The sequence below is a fragment of the Paraburkholderia sp. DD10 genome (genome assembly GCF_049177125.1).
Classification (GTDB): Bacteria; Pseudomonadota; Gammaproteobacteria; order Burkholderiales; family Burkholderiaceae; genus Paraburkholderia; species Paraburkholderia terricola.
In genome coordinates this window covers 2,034,545-2,053,259 of sequence record NZ_CP185393.1, presented here as the reverse complement: position 1 = coordinate 2,053,259, position 18,715 = coordinate 2,034,545, and the positions used below count along the sequence as shown (strand labels likewise).

Genomic DNA, 18,715 nt, shown 5'->3' with positions numbered 1-18,715 from the left:
TTGTCCCAGTCGAACCAGCACAGCAAAAGTTCTAAAGCAATCAAGAAATAAATATTTAGGTATTCAGAAGGTGCGTCTTGTGATTACGCAGGATATCGCTCGCGGAAAAAACATTATTCCGCCGAGCGCCTGCATTTGCGGCGATCGAAATGAATTAGAAAGCAATGGGTTTACTGTTCTGTAAGAAATCACGATCGCGATTTTAAGAAAGCTTAAGTGCCCTTGTATTGCCGAATCATTTATATGCATTTGCTCGTTTTAGTGCATTGCACAGATTCGGGGCAACTTTTGCAAAAAGTGGTGCGTCGTCGCTGTAAATCGAGCGGAGAAGTTCACAAGACTTTTCTTTGCACAACAGGGTGTGGTCTTACTGACGAGTGAGAAGGGGAAAATGAAACAAAGGGCATTGGCGTTGGCCATCAAAAGAATACTTTGGGCTGAACTTGCGTTGTCGGCGGCTATCGCCGCTCCCGCGTTCGCGCAAAGCCAGCCGGCCACGACCGGTGGCGCCGCTGCAACGACGACATCGGAAGCCGCACCGGCCGCGACGGACACGGGCAACGTGACCAAAATGGAACGCGTGGAAGTCACCGGGTCGCTGATCCGCACGTCGGACAAGGTCGGCAACACGGAAGTGCAGACCATCACGCCGAAGGAAATCGAGCAGAGCGGCTACACGACGGTGGCGGACTTTCTGCGCGGCACGTCCGCGAACTCCGGCAGCAGTTGGGGACAAACGACGATGAACAGCTCCGCGCAGGGCGGCGGCGGCATCGCGTTGCGCGGGCTCAGCGAGAAGTACACGCTGGTGCTGGTCGACGGTCAGCGGGTGGCGAACTACGGCAAGGCGGTGAACTTCACCGACACGTTCTTCGACGTCAACTCGATTCCGCTCAACATGGTCGACCACATCGACATCGTGAAGACCGGCGCGGTGTCGGTGTACGGCTCCGATGCGATCGCAGGTGTGGTCAACATCATCACGAAGAAGAACTTTCAGGGCTTGCAGATCGACGGCCAGCTCGGCAAGGCGCAGCATCCCGGCGACGCGCAAGGGAGTTTCAGCGTGCTCGGCGGCATCGGCGATCTGAACTCGGACCGTTTCAACGTGACAGCCGCGGCCAGCTATTACCGCGACAGCGGCTCGTCGCTCGCCGATCGCTCGCTCACCGCCAATCAGGACTTCAGCCAGTTCCCCGGCGGCCTCGCCGGCCCGCTCGGTCCGAACCAGCAGTCGTACTGGACCGCGCCCGACGGCACCAAGGTCGCGCTCAGCCCGTGCCCGCCCGGCAGCGTGTCGGCGAACGACGGCTCGACGTGTAAATCGAATCCCGCCAGCACCACTTCGCTGGTTCCGGGCATCACGCGCCTGAACGCGAAAGTGCGCGGCACCTTCAAGATCAACGACGACGTGCAGGCCTACGCCGACTTGTGGGTGAGCCGCAACGAAACCGTGCAGAACGAAGGCCCGGCCGCGCTCTCCAGCACGACCAACGCGTTCAATCCGGCGACCGGTTCGGCGTTGCCGCTCTCGCGCACCGTCTCGGCGAGCAACCCGTACAACCCCTTCGGCGTCGCGACGCCGATCAGCTACACGTTCCCGAATACGGTTTCGGCCGATACGGTATCGACGTTCTGGCGCGCGTCGACCGGCGTGAAGGGCTCGTTCACCACGCAGAAGTTCGGCGACTGGGACTGGTCCGCGGATTACGGCCATTCGCAAAGCACGGTCGACACCACCTACCGGAACGTGCTGAACGTGGCGGGCGTGGAAAGCATCCTGCAGAACGGCGGCTTCAATTTCTCGAACCCGTCGGCCACGCCGAATGGCTTGAACGGCGTGTTCCAGAACGACTACGAGCAGGCGATCTCCAAGCTCGACAGCGTGACCGCCAAGACCTCGACCGGCAACCTGTTCAATCTGCCGGGCGGCCCGGTCGGCGTCGGCTTCGGCACGGAGTTCCGCCACGAGAGTTCGCTGATCAACTCGCGCACCTATAGCGCGCAGGGCATCACCGCGCCGGCCAACATTCAGACGGTCGACGGTTCGCGCAACGTGGCCGCCGTCTACTACCAGGTCGATATTCCGATCATCCGCAACCTGACGTTCACGCAAGCGGGCCGTTACGACCACTACAGCGATTTCGGCGGCGCGTTCTCGCCGAGCTTCGCGCTGCGTTTCCAGCCGGTGCAGGCGCTCACGACCTACGCGTCGTACAGCCGCGGCTTCCGTGCGCCGACGCTGGTTGAAAACTCGCAGGCGGTGTACCTCGGTCACCAGAACCTGGTCGATCCCAACGATCCGAGCGGCGTGCCGACCAAGCACTTCACGACCGAGCAGACCAACGGCAATCCGGATCTGCAGCCTGAGCACACGAAGAACTACAACATCGGCTTCCAGCTCTCGCCGGACTCGTCCACGGATATCGGCGCGGCGTTCTACAAGATTCACATCGACGGCGTGATCGGCACCAACGATCCGAACGCGGTGATGGATGCGAACAACCCGGCCACGGTGATCCGCAATCCCGACGGCACGGTCGCCTACATCAAGCAACAGTTCGTCAACCTCGGCTCGCTCGACACCGACGGCTTCGACATGAATTTCCGCAAGTCGGTCGGCACGAAGTACGGCACCTTCACGCTGGCGGGCGACTGGGTGTACGTGTGGCACTTCAAGCTGAACAGCCCGGGTGCGCCGACCCAGGACTTCGCCGGCAACAACCTCGCGCTGCTGCAACCGTTCGGCGCCAGCAATCCGCGCTGGAAGGGCAACACGAGCCTGAGCTGGGACTACCGCAAGTTCACCACCACGCTGACCTGGCAATACACCGGCCCGTACACCAATGCGGTGGCGGCCGAGTTCGGCGACGGCGGCACGTTGTCGGTCGCCTCGTATAGCCAGTTCAACCTGATGGCGACGTATCGCGGCTTCAAGCACTGGACGATCTACGGCGGCATCAACAACATTTTCGACCGCAAGCCGCCGTTCGACGTGGAGTGGCAGGCCACCCCGGATATCACCGGCTACGACCAGTCGCTTTACACCAACATCGGCCGCTTCTTCCAGGTCGGCGCGACGTACCGTTTCTGATGCATCAGCAGTCCGTTTAGTCAGTCGGCCGCTCCGGCTCCGTCATCGAGACCGGAGCGGCTTGCCTTTGTTCGACACGTAATAGGGAGTTCCCCGTGCTCAATACCCTTATCAACTATTCAGTTCAATCGATGGGCCTGATTCCCCTGCTGGCCTTTATCTTCCTGCTGGGCATCTCGATCATCGTCGAGCGCTTCATGTTCTTCTCGCGAGCGGTCAAGGCGGGCAAGACGCTCGAACATGATCTGAAGATGGTCGAGCCGGCCAATCTGGGCGACGCGCGCAAGGTCGCCGAACACTATAAGCAAACCGTGCAGGGCGAACTCGTCAAGAGCGCGCTGAAGGTGCAGGGCAAACCGGAAGCGGTGGTGGAGCGCGAACTGGAGGAAACCATCATGTTCCAGATGCCGCGCCTCGACCGCAATCTGTGGATTCTCGATACGGCCGTGACGCTCGGCCCGCTGCTCGGCCTGCTCGGCACGATCATCGGCATGGTCGAGTCGTTCAACGTACTGGGCGCGAGCGGCACCTCGAACCCGAACGGCGTGACGGGCGGCATCGGCCACGCGCTGACGGCCACCGCGTGCGGGCTCACCATCGCGATCATCTGCGTGATCTTCCTGAACTACTTCAACAAGCGCATCCGCATGACGGTCAATCAGTTCGACCTGATCAAGTCGCTGCTCGTGTCGCGCTTCGCCGCCTGAAGAACCGTCAAGGAGAAGGATCATGCGTAACCATCGCAGCCATTACCTGGGCGCGGAAGAGAAGGCGCGCATCGAGATCATTCCGATGATCGACATCATGATGTTCCTGCTGGTGTTCTTCATGCTCGCCACGCTGAAGATGATCCAGGGCGCGGGCATCAAGCTCGATCTGCCGCAATCGAGCACGGCCGAGCAGTTGCAGCAGACGGTGAAGGTGTCGATCGGCGTCACCAGGAGCGACGAGATTTATCTGGACGCGAAGCCCGTCACGCCGACCGAATTGACCGCGCATCTGGAAGGGCTCGTCCACGATTCGAAGAAGGTCGACGTGGCGATCGCCGGCGACGAAGGCACGAGCTACAAGAACATCGTCAAGGTCATGGACCTGGTGCGCGCGGCGGGCATCAGCTCGGTAGCACTGGCGACCAATCCGACGACATGAGCTCTCCGGTACTCGACATGAAAGACCCGCGAAGTCGCCTGAACGGCGCACTCTGGGCAGAGTCCACGCCGGCGCAGCATGGCCGCATGTCCATGAAGACGGCCGTGGGAGTGGCGCTGGTGGTCGAGCTGCTGATCGTCGCCGGACTTTCGCAGGTGAGCTTCAGACAGGAGCCGCCGCCCGCGCGCAAGGTGATGCAGGTGGAGATGGCGCCGCCGCCGCCGCCGCCGCCGGAAGTGAAGAAGCTCGAGCCGCCGCCCGCGCCCACGCCGGTCAAGCCCGTGCCGAAGCAGGTGCAGCCCAAGCCGCTGCCGACGCCCAAGCCGCCGCCGGCGATGCCGTCGCCCACGCCGAAGCCCGCCAACATCGCGCCGGCTGCCAATCCGAACGCGAATGCGCCCGCCCTCGCGACGGCGAACGCCACGCCCGGGCCGGCCACGGCCGCAGCCGCACCGCCCGTGCCCGCGGCGCCGCCCGCGCTGCATGGGGTGGTCGACGGCCGCGGCCATTGTCAGGCCGTGCAACCGCAGATTCCGCGCCGCGCGTTGCAGGAGGGCATCTCGGCGACCGTGATCGCGCATCTGTCGATCAGCCCGGACGGCAGCGTGAACGACGTGAAGATCATGCGCGTCACGCCGCCCACCTCGGTGTTCAACGAGGCGGTCATCAGCGCGGCGAAGTCGTATCGATGCGAGAAGAACGCGGAGGCTTACGTCGGTGAAGTGGCGTTCTCGTTCAAGACCGCCGCGAGCGACGACGAGTAAGCACGGCGCGCGGCGGCAACGCGCGTTTCAGGAAGGGAACGCGAGCGACGGCCGCAAGCCGTCCTCGCGCCGGTTCGACGTAGTGCGTCACGTATCGCGCGACGTAGTGCGTGACATGCCAGGCCGGCCCGCGAGTCGGCGTCTATCCACACGCAATCACACGCATCCACACGCATTCCGAAGATGAGACTTGTGAAGTTTCGCTGGCCGCGCGCCGTGCCCCCGCTGACGCGCGCGCCACTGCCGAGCCTGAGCACGGCATGGACGATGGCGCTAGCCGTGACCCTGGCTTTGAGCGCGGCGCCCGCGCAGGCGAGGCCGTCGATCGCTCAATACGACGAGCCCAAATACCCGGCCGATTTCACGCAGTTCGACTACGCCGATCCCAGCGCGCCCGCCGACGGCACGCTCAGCTTCCAGAACTACGACGAGCTGCAAACCTACGATTCGCTGAATCCGTTTCTGGTGCGCGGCGCGCCGGCTCCCGATATCCGGCGCCTGATGTTCGATACGCTGATGCAGCGCAGTTGGGACGAACTGGCCTCCGAGTACCCGCTGATCGCGGATGACGTGGAAGTCGCCGCCGACCTGGGTTCGGCGACCTTCCACATCAACCCGGCCGCGCGCTTTTCGAACGGCGACCCGATCACCGCGGCGGACATCAAATATTCGTTCGACACGTTGACGAGTCCGCAGGCTTCGCCGATGTTCAACGCGGAGTTCGCGGTGATCAAACGCGCCGTCGTGGTGGACAACGCCACCGTCCGCTTCGACTTCAAACATGCGGAGCGCTCGGCGCCGCTGATTGCCGGCGACCTGCCGATCTTCTCGCGCAAGTGGGGCATGCGCGCCGACGGCACGCGCCCGCCGTTCGATCAGATCGCCTCGGAGGCGCCGATCGCGAGCGGCCCGTATCTGATCGAGTCGCGCAAGAACGACAAGCAGATCACTTACCGCCGCAATCCGAACTATTGGGCCGCGAATCTGCCGTCGCGGCGCGGCATGTACCGTTTCGCGAGCATCACGTTCAAGCTGTACCGCGATCACTACACGCAACTCGAAGCCTTCAAGGCCGGCGACGCCGACGTGGTCGTCGAATACAGCGCGACGCAGTGGGCGCGCAAGTACGTCGGCAAGAACTTCACGAACGGCATGCTGAAAAAGGGCGAATTCGCCGACGGCCCCGCGCAGATGCAGGGCTTGCTGATCAATCTGCGCAAGCCGATGTTCCAGGACGTGCGCGTGCGCCGCGCGCTGAGCATGGCCTTCGATTACGACTGGATGAACCGCATGATGTTCCGCGGTCAATACCGGCGCACGCATAGCTATTTCGACGCGAGCCCGTTCGGCGCGACCGGCCTGCCCGGACCCAAGGAACTCGCGCTGCTCGAACCGTATCGCGACAGCGTGCCGCCCGAGGTATTCGGGCCGATGACGAAGCAGCCCGACACCATCGCGCCGAATTCATTGCGCGGCAATCTGCGTGTCGCGCGCGACCTGCTTGCGCAAGCGGGCTGGCACTACCGCGACGGCGCGCTGCGCGATGCGAAGGGCACGCCGATGACCATCGAGATCATGGACGATCAGCCCGGCATGGATCGCCTGATCCTGCCGTACATGCAGGCGCTCGGCGTGCTCGGCATCGAGGCGCACATGCGCGAGATCGACAGCGCGTTGTACCAGAAGCGCCTCGACAATTTCCAGTACGACATGACCACCTTCATCTACCCGCCGGTGACGATTCCCGGCGCGGAGCTGCAACGCCGCTTCGGCAGCGCGGCGGCTTCGCAGATCGGTTCGGAAAACTATCCGGGCATCCGCTCGAAGGCGGTCGACGCGCTGATTCGCGCCGCGCTTGCCGCCACCACGATCGACGACCTGCAAGCGGCGACCCGCGCGCTCGATCGCGTGCTCATCAACTCGTATTACCTCGTGCCCGAGTACTACGCGCCGGGTGCGCGCATCGGCTACAAGGCCACGATGGGCTTTCCGAAGATCGTGCCGGCGACCTACCAGTACGAGGATTGGGTCATCAGCTACTGGTACGCGAAGCCGCAAGCGGCGCAGAGCCTGGTGCAGACCCAACCGCCCACGGCGCATTGAGCGACAGAGGAACAGCATGCTTGCCTACATTCTCAGACGATTGCTGTTGATGGTGCCCACGCTGCTCGGCGTGGTCACGCTGACCTTCGTCGTCACGCAGTTCGTGCCGGGTGGGCCGGTCGAACAGGTGATGACGCAACTCCGCCACGGCACTGGCCGTGGCGGAGAGGCCGGGGCGGGCGGCGGCGGTTATCACGGCAGCCAGGGCGTCGATCCGCAGCAGATCGAGCAGATCAAGAAACAGTTCGGTTTCGACAAGCCGCCGCTCGAACGCTATCTGCTGATGCTCAGGCACTACGCGACGTTCGACCTCGGCCAGTCCTACTACCAGCACGACAGCGTATGGCAGGTGATTCGCTCGAAGCTGCCGGTCTCGGTCACGCTCGGCCTGTGGACCGTGCTGCTCACGTATCTGATCTCGGTGCCGTTGGGGATCGCCAAGGCGGTGCGCAACGGCTCGCGCTTCGATACCGTGACGAGCGTGCTGGTGCTGGCCGGTTACGCGATTCCGGGCTTCGTGCTGGGCGTCCTGCTGCTGATGCTGTTCGGCGGCGGCACGTTCTGGCAGGTGTTTCCGATGCGCGGCCTCACGTCGGATAACTTCGGCGAGTTGAGCGCGTTGGGCAAGGCGCTGGATTATCTGTGGCACATCGTGATGCCGGTCACGGCCTCGGTGGTCGGCAACTTCGCGATCGTCACGATTCTGACCAAGAACACTTTTCTCGAAGAGATCGGCCGGCAGTATGTGCTGACCGCGCGCGCGAAAGGTGCGCCGCAGCGCGACGTGCTGTGGAAACACGTGCTGCGCAACGCCGCGATTCCGTTGCTGACCGGCTTGCCGGCCGCCTTTGTCGGCGCGTTCCTGAACGGCAATCTGCTGATCGAAACACTGTTCTCGCTCGACGGCATGGGCCAACTCTCCTACGACTCGGTGATTCGCCGCGATTACCCCGTGGTGCTCGGTTCGCTGTTTCTGTTCACGCTGATCGCCCTCATCACCAAACTCATTGCTGACGTCTGCTATGTCCTCGTCGACCCCCGCATCCAATTCAACCGCCTGGACCGCTGACGCCTCCGGCGCGGCGCACGCGGCCTCGCCGTCGCCGTGGCGGCGCACGTGGCTGCGCTTCAGGCGCCAGCGCCTGGGCTACTGGAGCCTCGTGATCTTCGCGTCGCTGTTCGTGGTGAGCCTGCTCGGCGAGGTGCTGTCCAACGATCGCCCGCTCGTCGTGCGCTACGACGGCCGCTACTATTTTCCGATCGTGAAGGACTATTCGGAGACCCTGTTCGGCGGCGATTTTCCGGCGCGTGCGAATTACCTCGATCCGTATATCCGTTCGCGACTCGAATCGAACGGCAACTTCGCGATCTATCCGCCGAATCACTTTCACTACGACACCATCGACTATTTCGCCGCGCATCCGTATCCGGCGCCGCCCACGTCGAGCAACTGGCTCGGCACCGATCAGTACGGCCGCGATGTGCTCGCCCGTTTGCTGTATGGCTTCCGCTTGTCGGTATTGATGGCGCTGGCGTTGACCGTCTCCGGCGTGGTGATCGGCGTGACGGCGGGCGCCGTGCAGGGCTTTTACGGCGGACGCACCGATCTGATCGGCCAGCGTCTGATCGAAATCTGGAGTTCGATGCCCGACCTGTACCTGCTGATCATCTTCGCGTCGATCTTCGAGCCGACGTTATGGCTGCTGTTCATCCTGCTTTCGTTGTTCGGCTGGCTCGTGCTGTCGGACTACGTGCGCGCCGAATTCCTGCGCAACCGTTCGCTCGATTACGTGAAGGCGGCGCGCACGATGGGCCTCGGCAACTGGCAGATCATGTGGCGTCATGTGTTGCCGAACAGTCTCACGCCGGTGATCACCTTTCTGCCGTTTCGCATGAGCGCGGCGATTCTCTCGCTGACGAGCCTCGACTTTCTCGGCCTGGGCGTGCCGCCGCCGACGCCGAGCCTCGGCGAGTTGCTGCAGGAAGGCAAGAACAATCTGGACGCGTGGTGGATTTCGATGTCCGCGTTCGCCGCGCTGGTGATCACGCTGCTGCTGCTGACCTTCATGGGCGACGCGTTGCGCAATGCGCTCGACACGCGCTCGCGCGGTTCGGCGTTCGGCGGAGGTCCGCGATGAGCGATGCAGTGCCGAGCCGCCCCTTGCTGGAAATCGACCGCTTCTCCGTGCGTTTCGGCGACACGATCGCGGTGCATGAATTGAGCCTTTCGATCGCGCGCGGCGAGCGCGTGGCCCTGGTCGGCGAATCGGGTTCGGGCAAGAGCGTGACCGCGTTATCCATCTTGCGTCTCGTGGAGCAAGCCGAATTGAGCGGCCGCATCTTGCTCGACGGCGACGATCTGCTGCGAAAAACCGAGCAGCAGATGCGCGGCATTCGCGGCGCCGATGTGGCGATGGTGTTTCAGGAGCCGATGACGGCGCTCAATCCGCTCTTCACGATCGGCAAGCAGATCGCCGAAAGTCTGCGCCTGCACGAAGGCTTGCGGCCGAACGCGGCGCGCGAGCGCGGCATCGAGTTGCTCAGGCGCACGGGCATTCCCGAGCCGGAACGGCGCATCGACAGTTTTCCGCATCAACTGTCGGGCGGCCAGCGGCAGCGCGCGATGATCGCGATGGCGCTCGCGTGCCGTCCGCGTTTGCTGCTCGCCGACGAGCCGACCACCGCGCTCGACGTCACCGTGCGCCAGCAAATCGTCGATCTGTTGCTCGCGTTGCAGGAACAGGAAGCCGCCGACCGCGGTATGGCCGTACTGCTGATCACGCACGATCTGAACCTGGTGAAGCGTTTCGCGCAGCGCGTCGCGGTGATGGAGAAGGGCGTGCTGGTCGAAACCAATACGACCGAAGCGCTGTTCGCCGATCCGCGGCATCCGTACACCCAACGCCTGCTCGACAGCGAGCCGCAACGCGCAATCGAACCGGTCGAAGCCGGCGCGCGGCGTTTGCTCGAAGTGCAGGGGCTCGCCGTCGACTACAGCACGTCCGCGAAAGGCTGGCGTTCGATGTTCAGGCGCTCGACGTTTCGCGCGGTGCATGAGGTCGATCTGAGCGTGCGGCGCGGCGAGACGCTCGGCATCGTCGGCGAATCGGGGTCCGGCAAATCGACGCTGGCCGCCGCGGTGCTCGGCCTCCAGCAGCCGGCGGCGGGCCACGTTCATATCGACGGCATGCCGTTGTCGACGCTCAAGAGCGCGACGTCCCGCCGGGCGCTCTATGCGCGCATGCAGGTCGTGTTTCAGGACCCGTTCGGCTCGCTGTCGCCCCGCATGACGGTGGAGCAGATCATCGGCGAAGGGCTTGCCGTGCATCGTCCCGAAGTGAACGCGAAGGCGCGGCGAGCGCGCGTGGGCAGCTTGCTGGAAGAAGTGGGCCTGCCCGCCGACGCGATGCTGCGCTATCCGCATGAATTCTCCGGCGGGCAGCGTCAGCGCATTGCGATCGCGCGCGCGCTCGCGGTGCAGCCCGAACTCATCGTGCTCGATGAACCGACCAGCGCGCTCGACGTATCGATCCAGAAACAGGTGCTGAACCTGCTGACAAATCTGCAGAAAAAGTACAAGCTAAGCTTTTTGTTCATCACGCACGATCTCGCCGTGATGCGAGCCATGGCGCATCGCGTGATCGTGATGAAGTCGGGGCGCATTGTCGAAGCCGGCGACACGCTCGACGTACTGCACGCGCCGTCGCATCCTTATACGCGGTCTTTGCTGGCGTCCTCGCTGACCGTCGCGCAGCCGGGCGTGATGGCGACTCATACGGAAACCGCCAATGATTGACGAACGTTGGGCGCAAGCCGCCCGCACGCTGACGAGCCGCGCGGCCTTCTGGTCGCTGCGCATTGTCGACGAACAGATCGACGACCACGAGATTCGCAACGACGTCGCGCAGCCGCTGCGCTCGGTGCGCGACCGCGGCGCGATGCTGATCGCGTGGGTGGGCGCGGGAGCGGGCTACGCGGCCACCGCGAATCTCTCGGCGTCCGGCTTGCAAGCCGCGCTCGACATCGCCACCGCGCGCGCCGAGGCGAGCGCGGCGGTGTCGCTGATCGATCATCGCGAGGTGGCGCGGCCCGCGGCGAGCGGGCACTACCTGTCGCCGAACGCGCAACGTGCGCTGCCGGGCCGCGCCGAATGGCTCGACCGTTTGGGCGCCGAATGCGCGAGCGCGAATCTCGATGCACGGATCGTCGAGCGCGTGGCGTCCGTGCAGATCATCCATACCGACCAGCTTTACATGACCGGCGACGGCGTACGCATCGACCAGCAGTTCCGCTTCCTGATGCCGCAACTGAGCGTGGCCGCGCACGCGAACGGCGATACCCAGGTGCGCACGCTCGGCGGCAACTACGGCACGCTCGCGCAGGGCGGCGTGGAAGTGCTGGCGCGCTTCGGCTTCGACGGCGCGGGCGTGCGCGTCGCCAGCGAGGCGCTGCAATTGCTGGCCGCGCCGAATTGCCCTTCGGGCCAGCGCGATCTGCTGCTGATGCCAGATCAGATGATGTTGCAGATTCACGAGTCGATCGGGCATCCGCTCGAACTCGACCGGATTCTCGGCGACGAGCGCAACTTCGCGGGCTGGAGCTTCGTGAAGCAGGAGATGTTCGGCTCGTATCGCTATGGCTCGGAATTGCTGAACGTCACGTTCGATCCCGAACTGCGCGAGGAAGCCGCGTCCTACGCATTCGACGACGACGGCAGCGAGGCGCACAAGCAGTATCTGATCCGCAACGGCGTGCTCGAACGTCCGCTCGGCGGCGCGCTGTCGCAACAACGCGCGCGCATGCCGGGCGTCGCTAATTCGCGCGCGTCGAACTGGAACCGGCCGCCGATCGACCGGATGGCGAATCTGAACATCGAGCCCGGCGCGAGTTCGCTGGACGAGATGATCGGCAACATCGAGCACGGCATTCTGATGCGCACGAACACGTCCTGGTCGATCGACGACCATCGCAACAAATTCCAGTTCGGCTGCGAATTCGGCCAGTTGATCGAGAACGGCAAGCTCACGAAAGTGGTGAAGCAGCCGAACTATCGCGGCATCTCGGCGAATTTCTGGCGCAGCCTGAGCGCGGTGGGCAATGCGGCCACGCGCGAGGTGTACGGCACGTCGATGTGCGGCAAGGGCGAACCCGCGCAGATCATTCGCGTGGGCCATGCGTCGCCGGCTTGCGTGTTCAGCAACGTCGACGTGTTCGGAGGCGCATGATGAGCCAGTTCATGTCCTCGCGCGCCGCCACGTCGGTGGATTGGCAGCGGCACTTCACGTTGCTCGCGGATGCGATCGAGCGCCTGCGGCAAGGCGCGGAAACCACGCTCAGTTCGTTCGCGGGAGAACAGTCGGACTTTATCCGCTTCAATGGCGGCAAGGTGCGGCAGACGGGCAGCGTGTCGCAAGGCAAGCTGACCTTGCGCCTGATCGACGGCGCGCGCCAGGCTTATTCGACGCTGACCGTATGCGGCGATCCGCAACAGGATCTCGACGAAATCAGCGCGGCGCTCGCCGCCTTGCGTGAAGGCTTGCGCGGCGCGGCGGACGATCCGCATCTGCTGTTCGATAGATCGGCATGGCAGCGAAGCACGCAGCGCTCCGGCAAGCTGCCGGACCCGGACGGCTTGTTGCGCACGGTTGCCGAATGCGCGCGGGGGCTCGATTTCGTCGGCTTCTATGCGGGCGGCACGATCGTGCGCGGCTTCGCGTCCACGAGCGGCAGCCGCGGCTGGTACGAAGTGGACAACTTCAATTTCAGATGGTCGCTCTACGATCCGAGCGGCCGCGCGATCAAGACCGCTTACGCCGGCGACGACTGGAGCGATGCCGTGTTCGCGCACAAGCTCGAACAGGCGGCAAGCCGTCTCGGCGTGCTCGCGCGCACGCCGCGCGCCTTGCCGCCGGGGCGTTACCGCGCGTATCTGGCGCCCGCGGCGCTCGCGGAATTGCTCGGCACGGCTGCATGGAGCGGCTTTTCCGCGCGCGCCCAGGCGAGCTCGCGCAGCGAGTTGTACAAGCTGCATGTGGGAGAAATCGCGCTCGACCCGCGCGTGACGATCAGCGAGGATCTGACGCTCGGCATCACACCCGGTTTCAACGACGACGGCTATCTGCGCGACACCGTGCCGTTGATCGAGGCCGGCCGCAGCGCCGAATGCCTGACCAACGCACGCAGCGCGCGCGAATACGGTTTGACGCCGAACGGCGCCTTGGCGAGCGAATCGCCGGCGGCGCTGTCGATGCAAGGCGGCGATCTGCCCGAAGACGACGTGCTGGAGAAACTCGGCACCGGCCTTTATATCGGCAACCTGTGGTACGTGAATTTCTCCGACCGGATGAATTGCCGGCTCACCGGCATGACGCGCTTCGCGACGTTCTGGGTGGAGGACGGCGAGATCGTCGCGCCGCTCGAGGCGATGCGCTTCGACGACAGCCTGTACCGTTTGCTCGGCAGCGAACTCGAACAACTCGGCGCGCAAGCGGAATTGCTGCTGAGCGATTCGACCTGGGGCGAGCGCGCCACGGGCGGCATGCAATTGCCCGGCATTCTGGTGAGATCGTTTGAATTGACGTTGTGAGCGTATGGATCAACACCTCGAAACAGAAAAACCCGAGAGCACACCCGAGGGCTTGACGCTGCGCGCACTGCGCCCCGCCGACGCCGAGCAGTTCCACGCCATGCAGCAGTTGCCGGCGGTGGTCAACGGCAATCCGCACGCGCCATTTCGAACGCTCGCCAGTACCCGCGAGTACCTCGAAAAACTGGAGCCCACGGAGATCGCGATCGCGGCGATCATCGGCGACACGCTGGTTGGTGAAGCGGAATTGACGCCTTTGAAGGGACGCCGCTCGCATGCCGGTTCGATCGGCATCGGCGTGCACGACGCATGGCATCGGCGCGGCATCGGCAATGCGCTGATGAATGAACTGCTCGATCTGGCTGACAACTGGCTCGGCCTGCGCCGCGTCGAGTTGCACGTATTCGCCGACAACCACGCGGCGCTCGCGCTGTACCGCAAGTTCGGCTTCGAGATCGAGGCGCGGCAGCGCGGCGCGGTGTTGCGCCGCGGCGTGCTGATCGACTGCTATTTCATGGCGCGGTTGCGCGACGCCGCGCCGCTGATGTCGATGCACAGGGCGACGCAATCGGCGACCCCCATCGCAGCGGAATAAAGCCATGCAAGAAGAAACGTTGCAAGCCACTCATGCAGCGGTGAAGAACCGCATCACGGTGCGAGCGCTCGAACCGTCCGATATCGACGAATTTGCCGAGGTCATGAGTCAACCCGAGGTGCGGCGCGGCACTTTGACCATCGGCTATCGCAGCGCTGAAAACCTGCGCGCCTGGCACGAGCGCCGGCTGAAAGACACGCTGAATGTCGGCGCGTGGCTGGACGGCCGCATGGTCGGGCAAGCGGGACTCCACATTTACAGGCCGAGCCGAGCGCACAGCGCTGAACTGGGTCTCGTCGTGCACGATGCGTTCCACGGGCGCGGCGTCGGCACCGCGCTGCTGCGGGCGCTGACGGAAGCCGCCGACGGCTCGTTCGGATTGCGGCGCATCGAACTGAGGGTGTTCGTCGACAACGCACCGGCGATCGCGCTGTATCGCAAGTTCGGCTTTGTCGAAGAAGGCCGCTCGCGCGCCTATGCCCTGCGCGACGGAGTGTTGGCCGACGCGCTGCATATGGCTCGCCTCGTCGACGCCCCGCGCTTCGAGCCGCCCATCCCGGACCGCTAAGTGCCTTTCTTCTTCATCGACCGCCCGGTCTTCGCGTGGATCGTCGCGCTCGCCATCGTCGTGGCGGGCGCGCTGGCCGTTCCGCTGCTGCCGGTCGCGCAGTATCCGCGTCTTGCGCCGCCGCGCATCGTCATTGCCGCGACGTATCCGGGCGCGTCGACCGAAGTGGTGGACGCCAATGTCGGCAGCATCATCGAGGAAAGCCTCGATGGCGCCGACAACATGCTGTACTACCAGACAACCAGCGACAACCTCGGCGAGCTCGAAATCGACGCGACCTTCGCGCCCGGCACCAATCCCGACCTCGCGCTCGTCGACATCCAGAACCGCCTCAAGCAGGTCGAGCCGCGCTTGCCGCAGCAGGTCGTGCAGCAGGGCATCACCGTGTTCAAGTCGGCCAACACGTTCCTGATGCTGGTCGCGCTCACCTCCACGGACGGCACGCGCGACTCCGTGCAACTGAGCGACTATCTGAGCCGCTATGTGTTGCGCGAACTCAAGCGCGCGCCGGGCGTGGGCTCCGCGCAACTCTGGGACGCCGACGAAGCGCTGCGCATCTGGCTCGATCCGATGAAGCTGCGCGAGTACGGCCTCGGCGCCGCCGAAGTCAACGCCGCGATCGCCGCGCAAAACGCGGCCGTGACGGCGGGCACGCTGGGCGACGCGCCGTTCGTGCCGGGCCAGCAATTGACGGCCTCGGTGAGCGTGAAAGGGCACCTGATCTCGCCGGCCGAATTCGGCCAGATCGTCATCAAGGCGCGGCCCGACGGCTCGGCGGTGCGCTTGCGCGACATCGCGCGGGTCGAACTCGGGCGCGACAACTACGCGTTCTGGTCGCGGCTGAACGGCAAGGCCGCGGCAACGGTCGGCATTCAACTCGGGCCGCGCGGCAACGCGCTCGAAACGTCGAACGCGATTCGCGCGCGTCTTGCCGAACTATCCAAAGGCTTGCCGCCCGGCGTCGCCGTCGAAATCCCTTTCGACAACGCGCATTTCGTGCAGATCGCGATTCATGAAGTGCTCGTCACGCTCGCGCAAGCCGTGGCGCTGGTGTTCTTCGTGATGTGGCTGTTCCTGCGCGATCTGCGCTACACGCTCGTGCCGACCGTGGTGATTCCGGTCACGCTGATGGGCGCGTTTCTCGCGATGTACGCGTGCGGCCTGTCGATCAACGTGTTCACGATGTTCGGCCTCGTGCTCGCGATCGGCATTCTCGTCGACGACGCGATCGTGGTGGTCGAGAGCGTGCATCGCGTGATGGAGGAAGAGCATCTGCCGCCGCGCGAGGCCACGCGCAAGGCCATGTCGCAGATCGGCGGCGCGATTGTCGGCGTGACCGCGGTGTTGACGGCGGTGTTCGTGCCGATGGCGTTCTTTCCGGGCGGCGTCGGCGGCATTTACCGGCAGTTCGCGGTGGCGATGATCGCGTCGATGCTGGTGTCGTCGTTCATGGCGTTGTCGCTGACGCCCGCGTTGTGCGCGAATCTGCTGAAGCCGCAGCGGCAATCGGTTCGTCAGCGCGACGCGCGGCGCGGTGTGGCGGGCCTCGCCGCGCGCGCGGCGAGCCGCTTTACGGCGGGCTTCGATCGCGCCGCGAACGGCTATCGCGGCCTCACCGCGCGCACGCTGCGCCGTATCGGGCCGATGCTCGCGATATACGCCGTGCTGGTCGGCGTCTGCGGCGTGCTCTATGCGCGGATGCCGGGCGGTTTCCTGCCGAGCGAAGATCAGGGCCAGTTGCAGGTGATGGTGCAGTTGCCCGCGGGCGCGACGCAGGCACGCACGCTGGCCGTCGTGCAGCGCATGGAAAACATCCTGCACGGCGAGCCGGGCATCGCGAACGTCACGAGCGTGATCGGCTGGAGCTTCTCCGGCAGCGGGCAAAACGTGGCGATGGCCTTCGTCGAACTGAAGGACTGGGACAGGCGCGGCACCGGCGCGCTCGCGCTGCGCGACAGCCTCAACGAAAAGTTCGACAAGATCATGGATGGCGATGTGCAGGCGCAACTGCCGCCTTCGGTGCCGGGCCTCGGGCATTCGGACGGTTTCGTTTTCCGCCTGGAAGATCGCGGCGGAGTCGGGCTCGACGCGCTGAAGGCCGCGCGCGAGCAACTGTTCGCGCAGGCCAGGGCGAGTCCCGTGCTGGCCTCGGTGCACTCGGAGGCGCTGCCGGACGCGCCGCGTGTGGAACTCGTCGTCGACCGCGCGAAGGCGTATGCGCTCGGCGTCTCGTTCGACCGCATCGCCGAGGTGCTCGGCAGCACCTTCGGCTCCACCTATATCGACGACTTCCCGGCAGGCGGCCGGATGCGCCGCGTGATGATCGCCGCCGACGCGGCCGCGCGCATGAGCGACGACGATCTGCTGGCGCTCGCCGTGCCCAACGCGACGGGCGGCATGGTGCCGCTCTCGGCGATCGCGGCGCGCCGATGGACCATCGGTCCGGTGATGCTGACGCGCTTTAACGGCTATCCGTCGCTCGACGTGAGCGGCCACGCCGCGTCCGGCTACAGTTCCGGCGCCGCGATGGCGGAGATGGAGCGGCTCGCCGCCGCGTTGCCGGTCGGCATCGGCTACGACTGGGTCGACGCGGCCCGCGAGGAAACCGCGGCCGCGCGGCTCACGCCGTTGCTGATCGGCCTGTCGCTGCTGGCGGTGTTCATGGCGCTGGCCGCGCTCTACGAAAGCTGGACGATCCCGCTCGCGGTGCTGATGGTCGTGCCGCTCGGCGTGATCGGCGCCGTCGCCGCGGTGCTGTTGCGCGGCCTGCCCAACGACGTGTACTTCAAGGTCGGCATGATCACCGTGATCGGCCTCGCGGCGAAAAACGCGATCCTGATCGTGCAGTTCGCCCGCGATCTGCATCGGCGCGGCGCGCCGTTGGCGCGTGCCGTGACGGACGCCGCCGGCGCGCGTTTCCGTCCGATCGTGATGACCTCGGCGGCGTTTCTGCTCGGCGTCGTGCCGCTGGTCGTGTCGAGCGGCGCGGGCGCCGAGAGCCGCCGCTCGATCGGCACCGGCGTGTTCGGCGGCGTGCTGGCCGCCACGCTGTTCGGGCTGGTGTTCGCGCCGCTCGCGTTTCATGCGGTCGCCTCGCTGACGCACGGCCGGCAGCGTCTCGCGCAACTGCGTCGCAAGCGCGGCGAGCGGCGCGCACGCCACGAGGCGGCAGAAGGCGCGGCGCTCGACGAATCGCGCATGACGTGACGGCGGCATGCGGGCGCAGGATTTTGTCGATCACCGCCGCGCCCGGATTTTTCGTCTGACCTTATTTGCGCCGCCGATTAATCAGACTTGAAAACGCCGGATGTTTCATTTTAGAAACGTTTTTGATCGCTCTGAAAATATTTCCGAAAATGCCCGATTCCCGTGATTCGGTAATAAGCGGAGCGAGGGCAATGATAATGCCGATAAATTCCTGATTTGCGAATAAGCGCCGGATTGAATCGCTATTAATCGCCGGATTCCGGAGTTCAGATGTGAAACACTTTTCGATGGGCCAGGTGAGCCGGCACTGTCGCGCGCGGCGTGCTTCGGTGGTATGCGAGCCGCCCGGATGATGGCGCAAAGCCACGCGCCATGCGGCTCTCCGGGTGTGGTCCGAAACCAACGCAAGACCAACGGCCGCTGTCGCGCCATCAGCCCCGGCCGGCTATATCCAACGCCGGATCAAGGTTTTCTTCATACATTGCGTTTGCCGATGGTGATTTGATTTTAAGTTTTACTATAGCCATTCGTTCCGCTAACATCACGCATAATCCGCTAATCGGCTTTGCCCGCGGTTTAAGCCGTCTAATTCATTTGGACGTATAAGCCGGCGGCGGAGCAATGGGTCCACAACGAACGACAGTTTGAG

The 18,715-nt window shown here is 64.6% G+C and carries 14 protein-coding genes; 13 read left to right on the top strand and 1 reads right to left on the bottom strand.

Translation table 11 applies throughout. From position 1 onward, the window contains the following. The first annotated feature begins 391 nt into the window (after positions 1-391). The 13 genes from ACOCG7_RS24435 to ACOCG7_RS24375 all read left to right on the top strand — a co-directional run bounded on the left by ACOCG7_RS24435 (position 392) and on the right by ACOCG7_RS24375 (position 18,066). Positions 392-3,094, top strand: coding sequence for a TonB-dependent receptor plug domain-containing protein (locus ACOCG7_RS24435; RefSeq protein ID WP_073430105.1), 2,703 nt, complete (start codon positions 392-394; stop codon positions 3,092-3,094). Positions 3,095-3,189: 95 nt separating this feature from the next. Next, on the top strand, positions 3,190-3,801 hold the full coding sequence (locus tag ACOCG7_RS24430) for a MotA/TolQ/ExbB proton channel family protein (protein WP_073430104.1): 612 nt from the start codon (positions 3,190-3,192) through the stop codon (positions 3,799-3,801). Positions 3,802-3,823: 22 nt separating this feature from the next. Next, on the top strand, positions 3,824-4,243 hold the full coding sequence (locus ACOCG7_RS24425; protein WP_083084062.1) for an ExbD/TolR family protein: 420 nt from the start codon (positions 3,824-3,826) through the stop codon (positions 4,241-4,243). 86 nt (positions 4,244-4,329) lie between these two features. Next, entirely contained in the window at positions 4,330-5,007 is a 678-nt protein-coding gene (locus ACOCG7_RS24420; RefSeq protein ID WP_244744885.1) for an energy transducer TonB, read from the top strand. A 267-nt stretch (positions 5,008-5,274) separates the two neighbouring features. Beyond that, positions 5,275-7,110, top strand: a complete 1,836-nt coding sequence (locus ACOCG7_RS24415; RefSeq protein ID WP_227470829.1) for an extracellular solute-binding protein — start codon at positions 5,275-5,277, stop codon at positions 7,108-7,110. Between the two features lie 16 nt (positions 7,111-7,126). Further along, the gene (locus ACOCG7_RS24410) at positions 7,127-8,179 is read left to right on the top strand and encodes a microcin C ABC transporter permease YejB (protein WP_073430100.1); all 1,053 of its coding nucleotides are present in this window, start codon (positions 7,127-7,129) and stop codon (positions 8,177-8,179) included. After that, a complete protein-coding gene (locus ACOCG7_RS24405; RefSeq protein WP_083084057.1) occupies positions 8,133-9,248 on the top strand; it encodes an ABC transporter permease in 1,116 nt (371 codons plus the stop codon). Before ACOCG7_RS24410 ends, ACOCG7_RS24405 begins: the two co-directional genes overlap by 47 nt. Next, a complete protein-coding gene (locus ACOCG7_RS24400) occupies positions 9,245-10,906 on the top strand; it encodes an ABC transporter ATP-binding protein (protein ID WP_083084055.1) in 1,662 nt (553 codons plus the stop codon). The genes ACOCG7_RS24405 and ACOCG7_RS24400 overlap by 4 nt, the downstream gene beginning before the upstream one ends. After that, positions 10,899-12,335, top strand: a complete 1,437-nt coding sequence (locus ACOCG7_RS24395; protein WP_083084054.1) for a TldD/PmbA family protein — start codon at positions 10,899-10,901, stop codon at positions 12,333-12,335. Before ACOCG7_RS24400 ends, ACOCG7_RS24395 begins: the two co-directional genes overlap by 8 nt. Next, the gene (locus ACOCG7_RS24390) at positions 12,335-13,696 is read left to right on the top strand and encodes a TldD/PmbA family protein (RefSeq protein ID WP_083084052.1); all 1,362 of its coding nucleotides are present in this window, start codon (positions 12,335-12,337) and stop codon (positions 13,694-13,696) included. Before ACOCG7_RS24395 ends, ACOCG7_RS24390 begins: the two co-directional genes overlap by 1 nt. A gap of 4 nt (positions 13,697-13,700) precedes the next feature. Further along, a complete protein-coding gene (locus tag ACOCG7_RS24385) occupies positions 13,701-14,291 on the top strand; it encodes a GNAT family N-acetyltransferase (RefSeq protein ID WP_083084051.1) in 591 nt (196 codons plus the stop codon). A 4-nt stretch (positions 14,292-14,295) separates the two neighbouring features. Next, positions 14,296-14,859 carry a GNAT family N-acetyltransferase gene (locus ACOCG7_RS24380; RefSeq protein ID WP_083084049.1) on the top strand — a complete coding sequence of 188 codons (564 nt, stop codon included), beginning with the start codon at positions 14,296-14,298 and terminating at the stop codon, positions 14,857-14,859. Next, positions 14,860-18,066, top strand: coding sequence for a multidrug efflux RND transporter permease subunit (locus ACOCG7_RS24375; RefSeq protein ID WP_083084048.1), 3,207 nt, complete (start codon positions 14,860-14,862; stop codon positions 18,064-18,066). It begins immediately after the preceding gene. A gap of 61 nt (positions 18,067-18,127) precedes the next feature. Here ACOCG7_RS24375 and ACOCG7_RS24370 read toward each other — a convergent pair whose 3' ends face one another. After that, on the bottom strand, positions 18,128-18,433 hold the full coding sequence (locus tag ACOCG7_RS24370) for a hypothetical protein (RefSeq protein ID WP_143326620.1): 306 nt from the start codon (positions 18,431-18,433) through the stop codon (positions 18,128-18,130). Positions 18,434-18,715: the final 282 nt, after the last annotated feature.

Bases quoted from the DNA above. Each gene is read 5' to 3' on its own strand.
- ACOCG7_RS24380 (WP_083084049.1), top strand. From the start codon at position 14,296: ATGCAAGAAGAAACGTTGCAAGCCACTCATGCAGCGGTGAAGAACCGC.
- ACOCG7_RS24405 (WP_083084057.1), top strand. From the start codon at position 8,133: ATGTCCTCGTCGACCCCCGCATCCAATTCAACCGCCTGGACCGCTGAC.
- ACOCG7_RS24435 (WP_073430105.1), top strand. From the start codon at position 392: ATGAAACAAAGGGCATTGGCGTTGGCCATCAAAAGAATACTTTGGGCT.
- ACOCG7_RS24410 (WP_073430100.1), top strand. From the start codon at position 7,127: ATGCTTGCCTACATTCTCAGACGATTGCTGTTGATGGTGCCCACGCTG.
- ACOCG7_RS24385 (WP_083084051.1), top strand. From the start codon at position 13,701: ATGGATCAACACCTCGAAACAGAAAAACCCGAGAGCACACCCGAGGGC.
- ACOCG7_RS24420 (WP_244744885.1), top strand. From the start codon at position 4,330: ATGTCCATGAAGACGGCCGTGGGAGTGGCGCTGGTGGTCGAGCTGCTG.
- ACOCG7_RS24425 (WP_083084062.1), top strand. From the start codon at position 3,824: ATGCGTAACCATCGCAGCCATTACCTGGGCGCGGAAGAGAAGGCGCGC.
- ACOCG7_RS24390 (WP_083084052.1), top strand. From the start codon at position 12,335: ATGAGCCAGTTCATGTCCTCGCGCGCCGCCACGTCGGTGGATTGGCAG.
- ACOCG7_RS24395 (WP_083084054.1), top strand. From the start codon at position 10,899: ATGATTGACGAACGTTGGGCGCAAGCCGCCCGCACGCTGACGAGCCGC.
- ACOCG7_RS24415 (WP_227470829.1), top strand. From the start codon at position 5,275: ATGGCGCTAGCCGTGACCCTGGCTTTGAGCGCGGCGCCCGCGCAGGCG.
- ACOCG7_RS24400 (WP_083084055.1), top strand. From the start codon at position 9,245: ATGAGCGATGCAGTGCCGAGCCGCCCCTTGCTGGAAATCGACCGCTTC.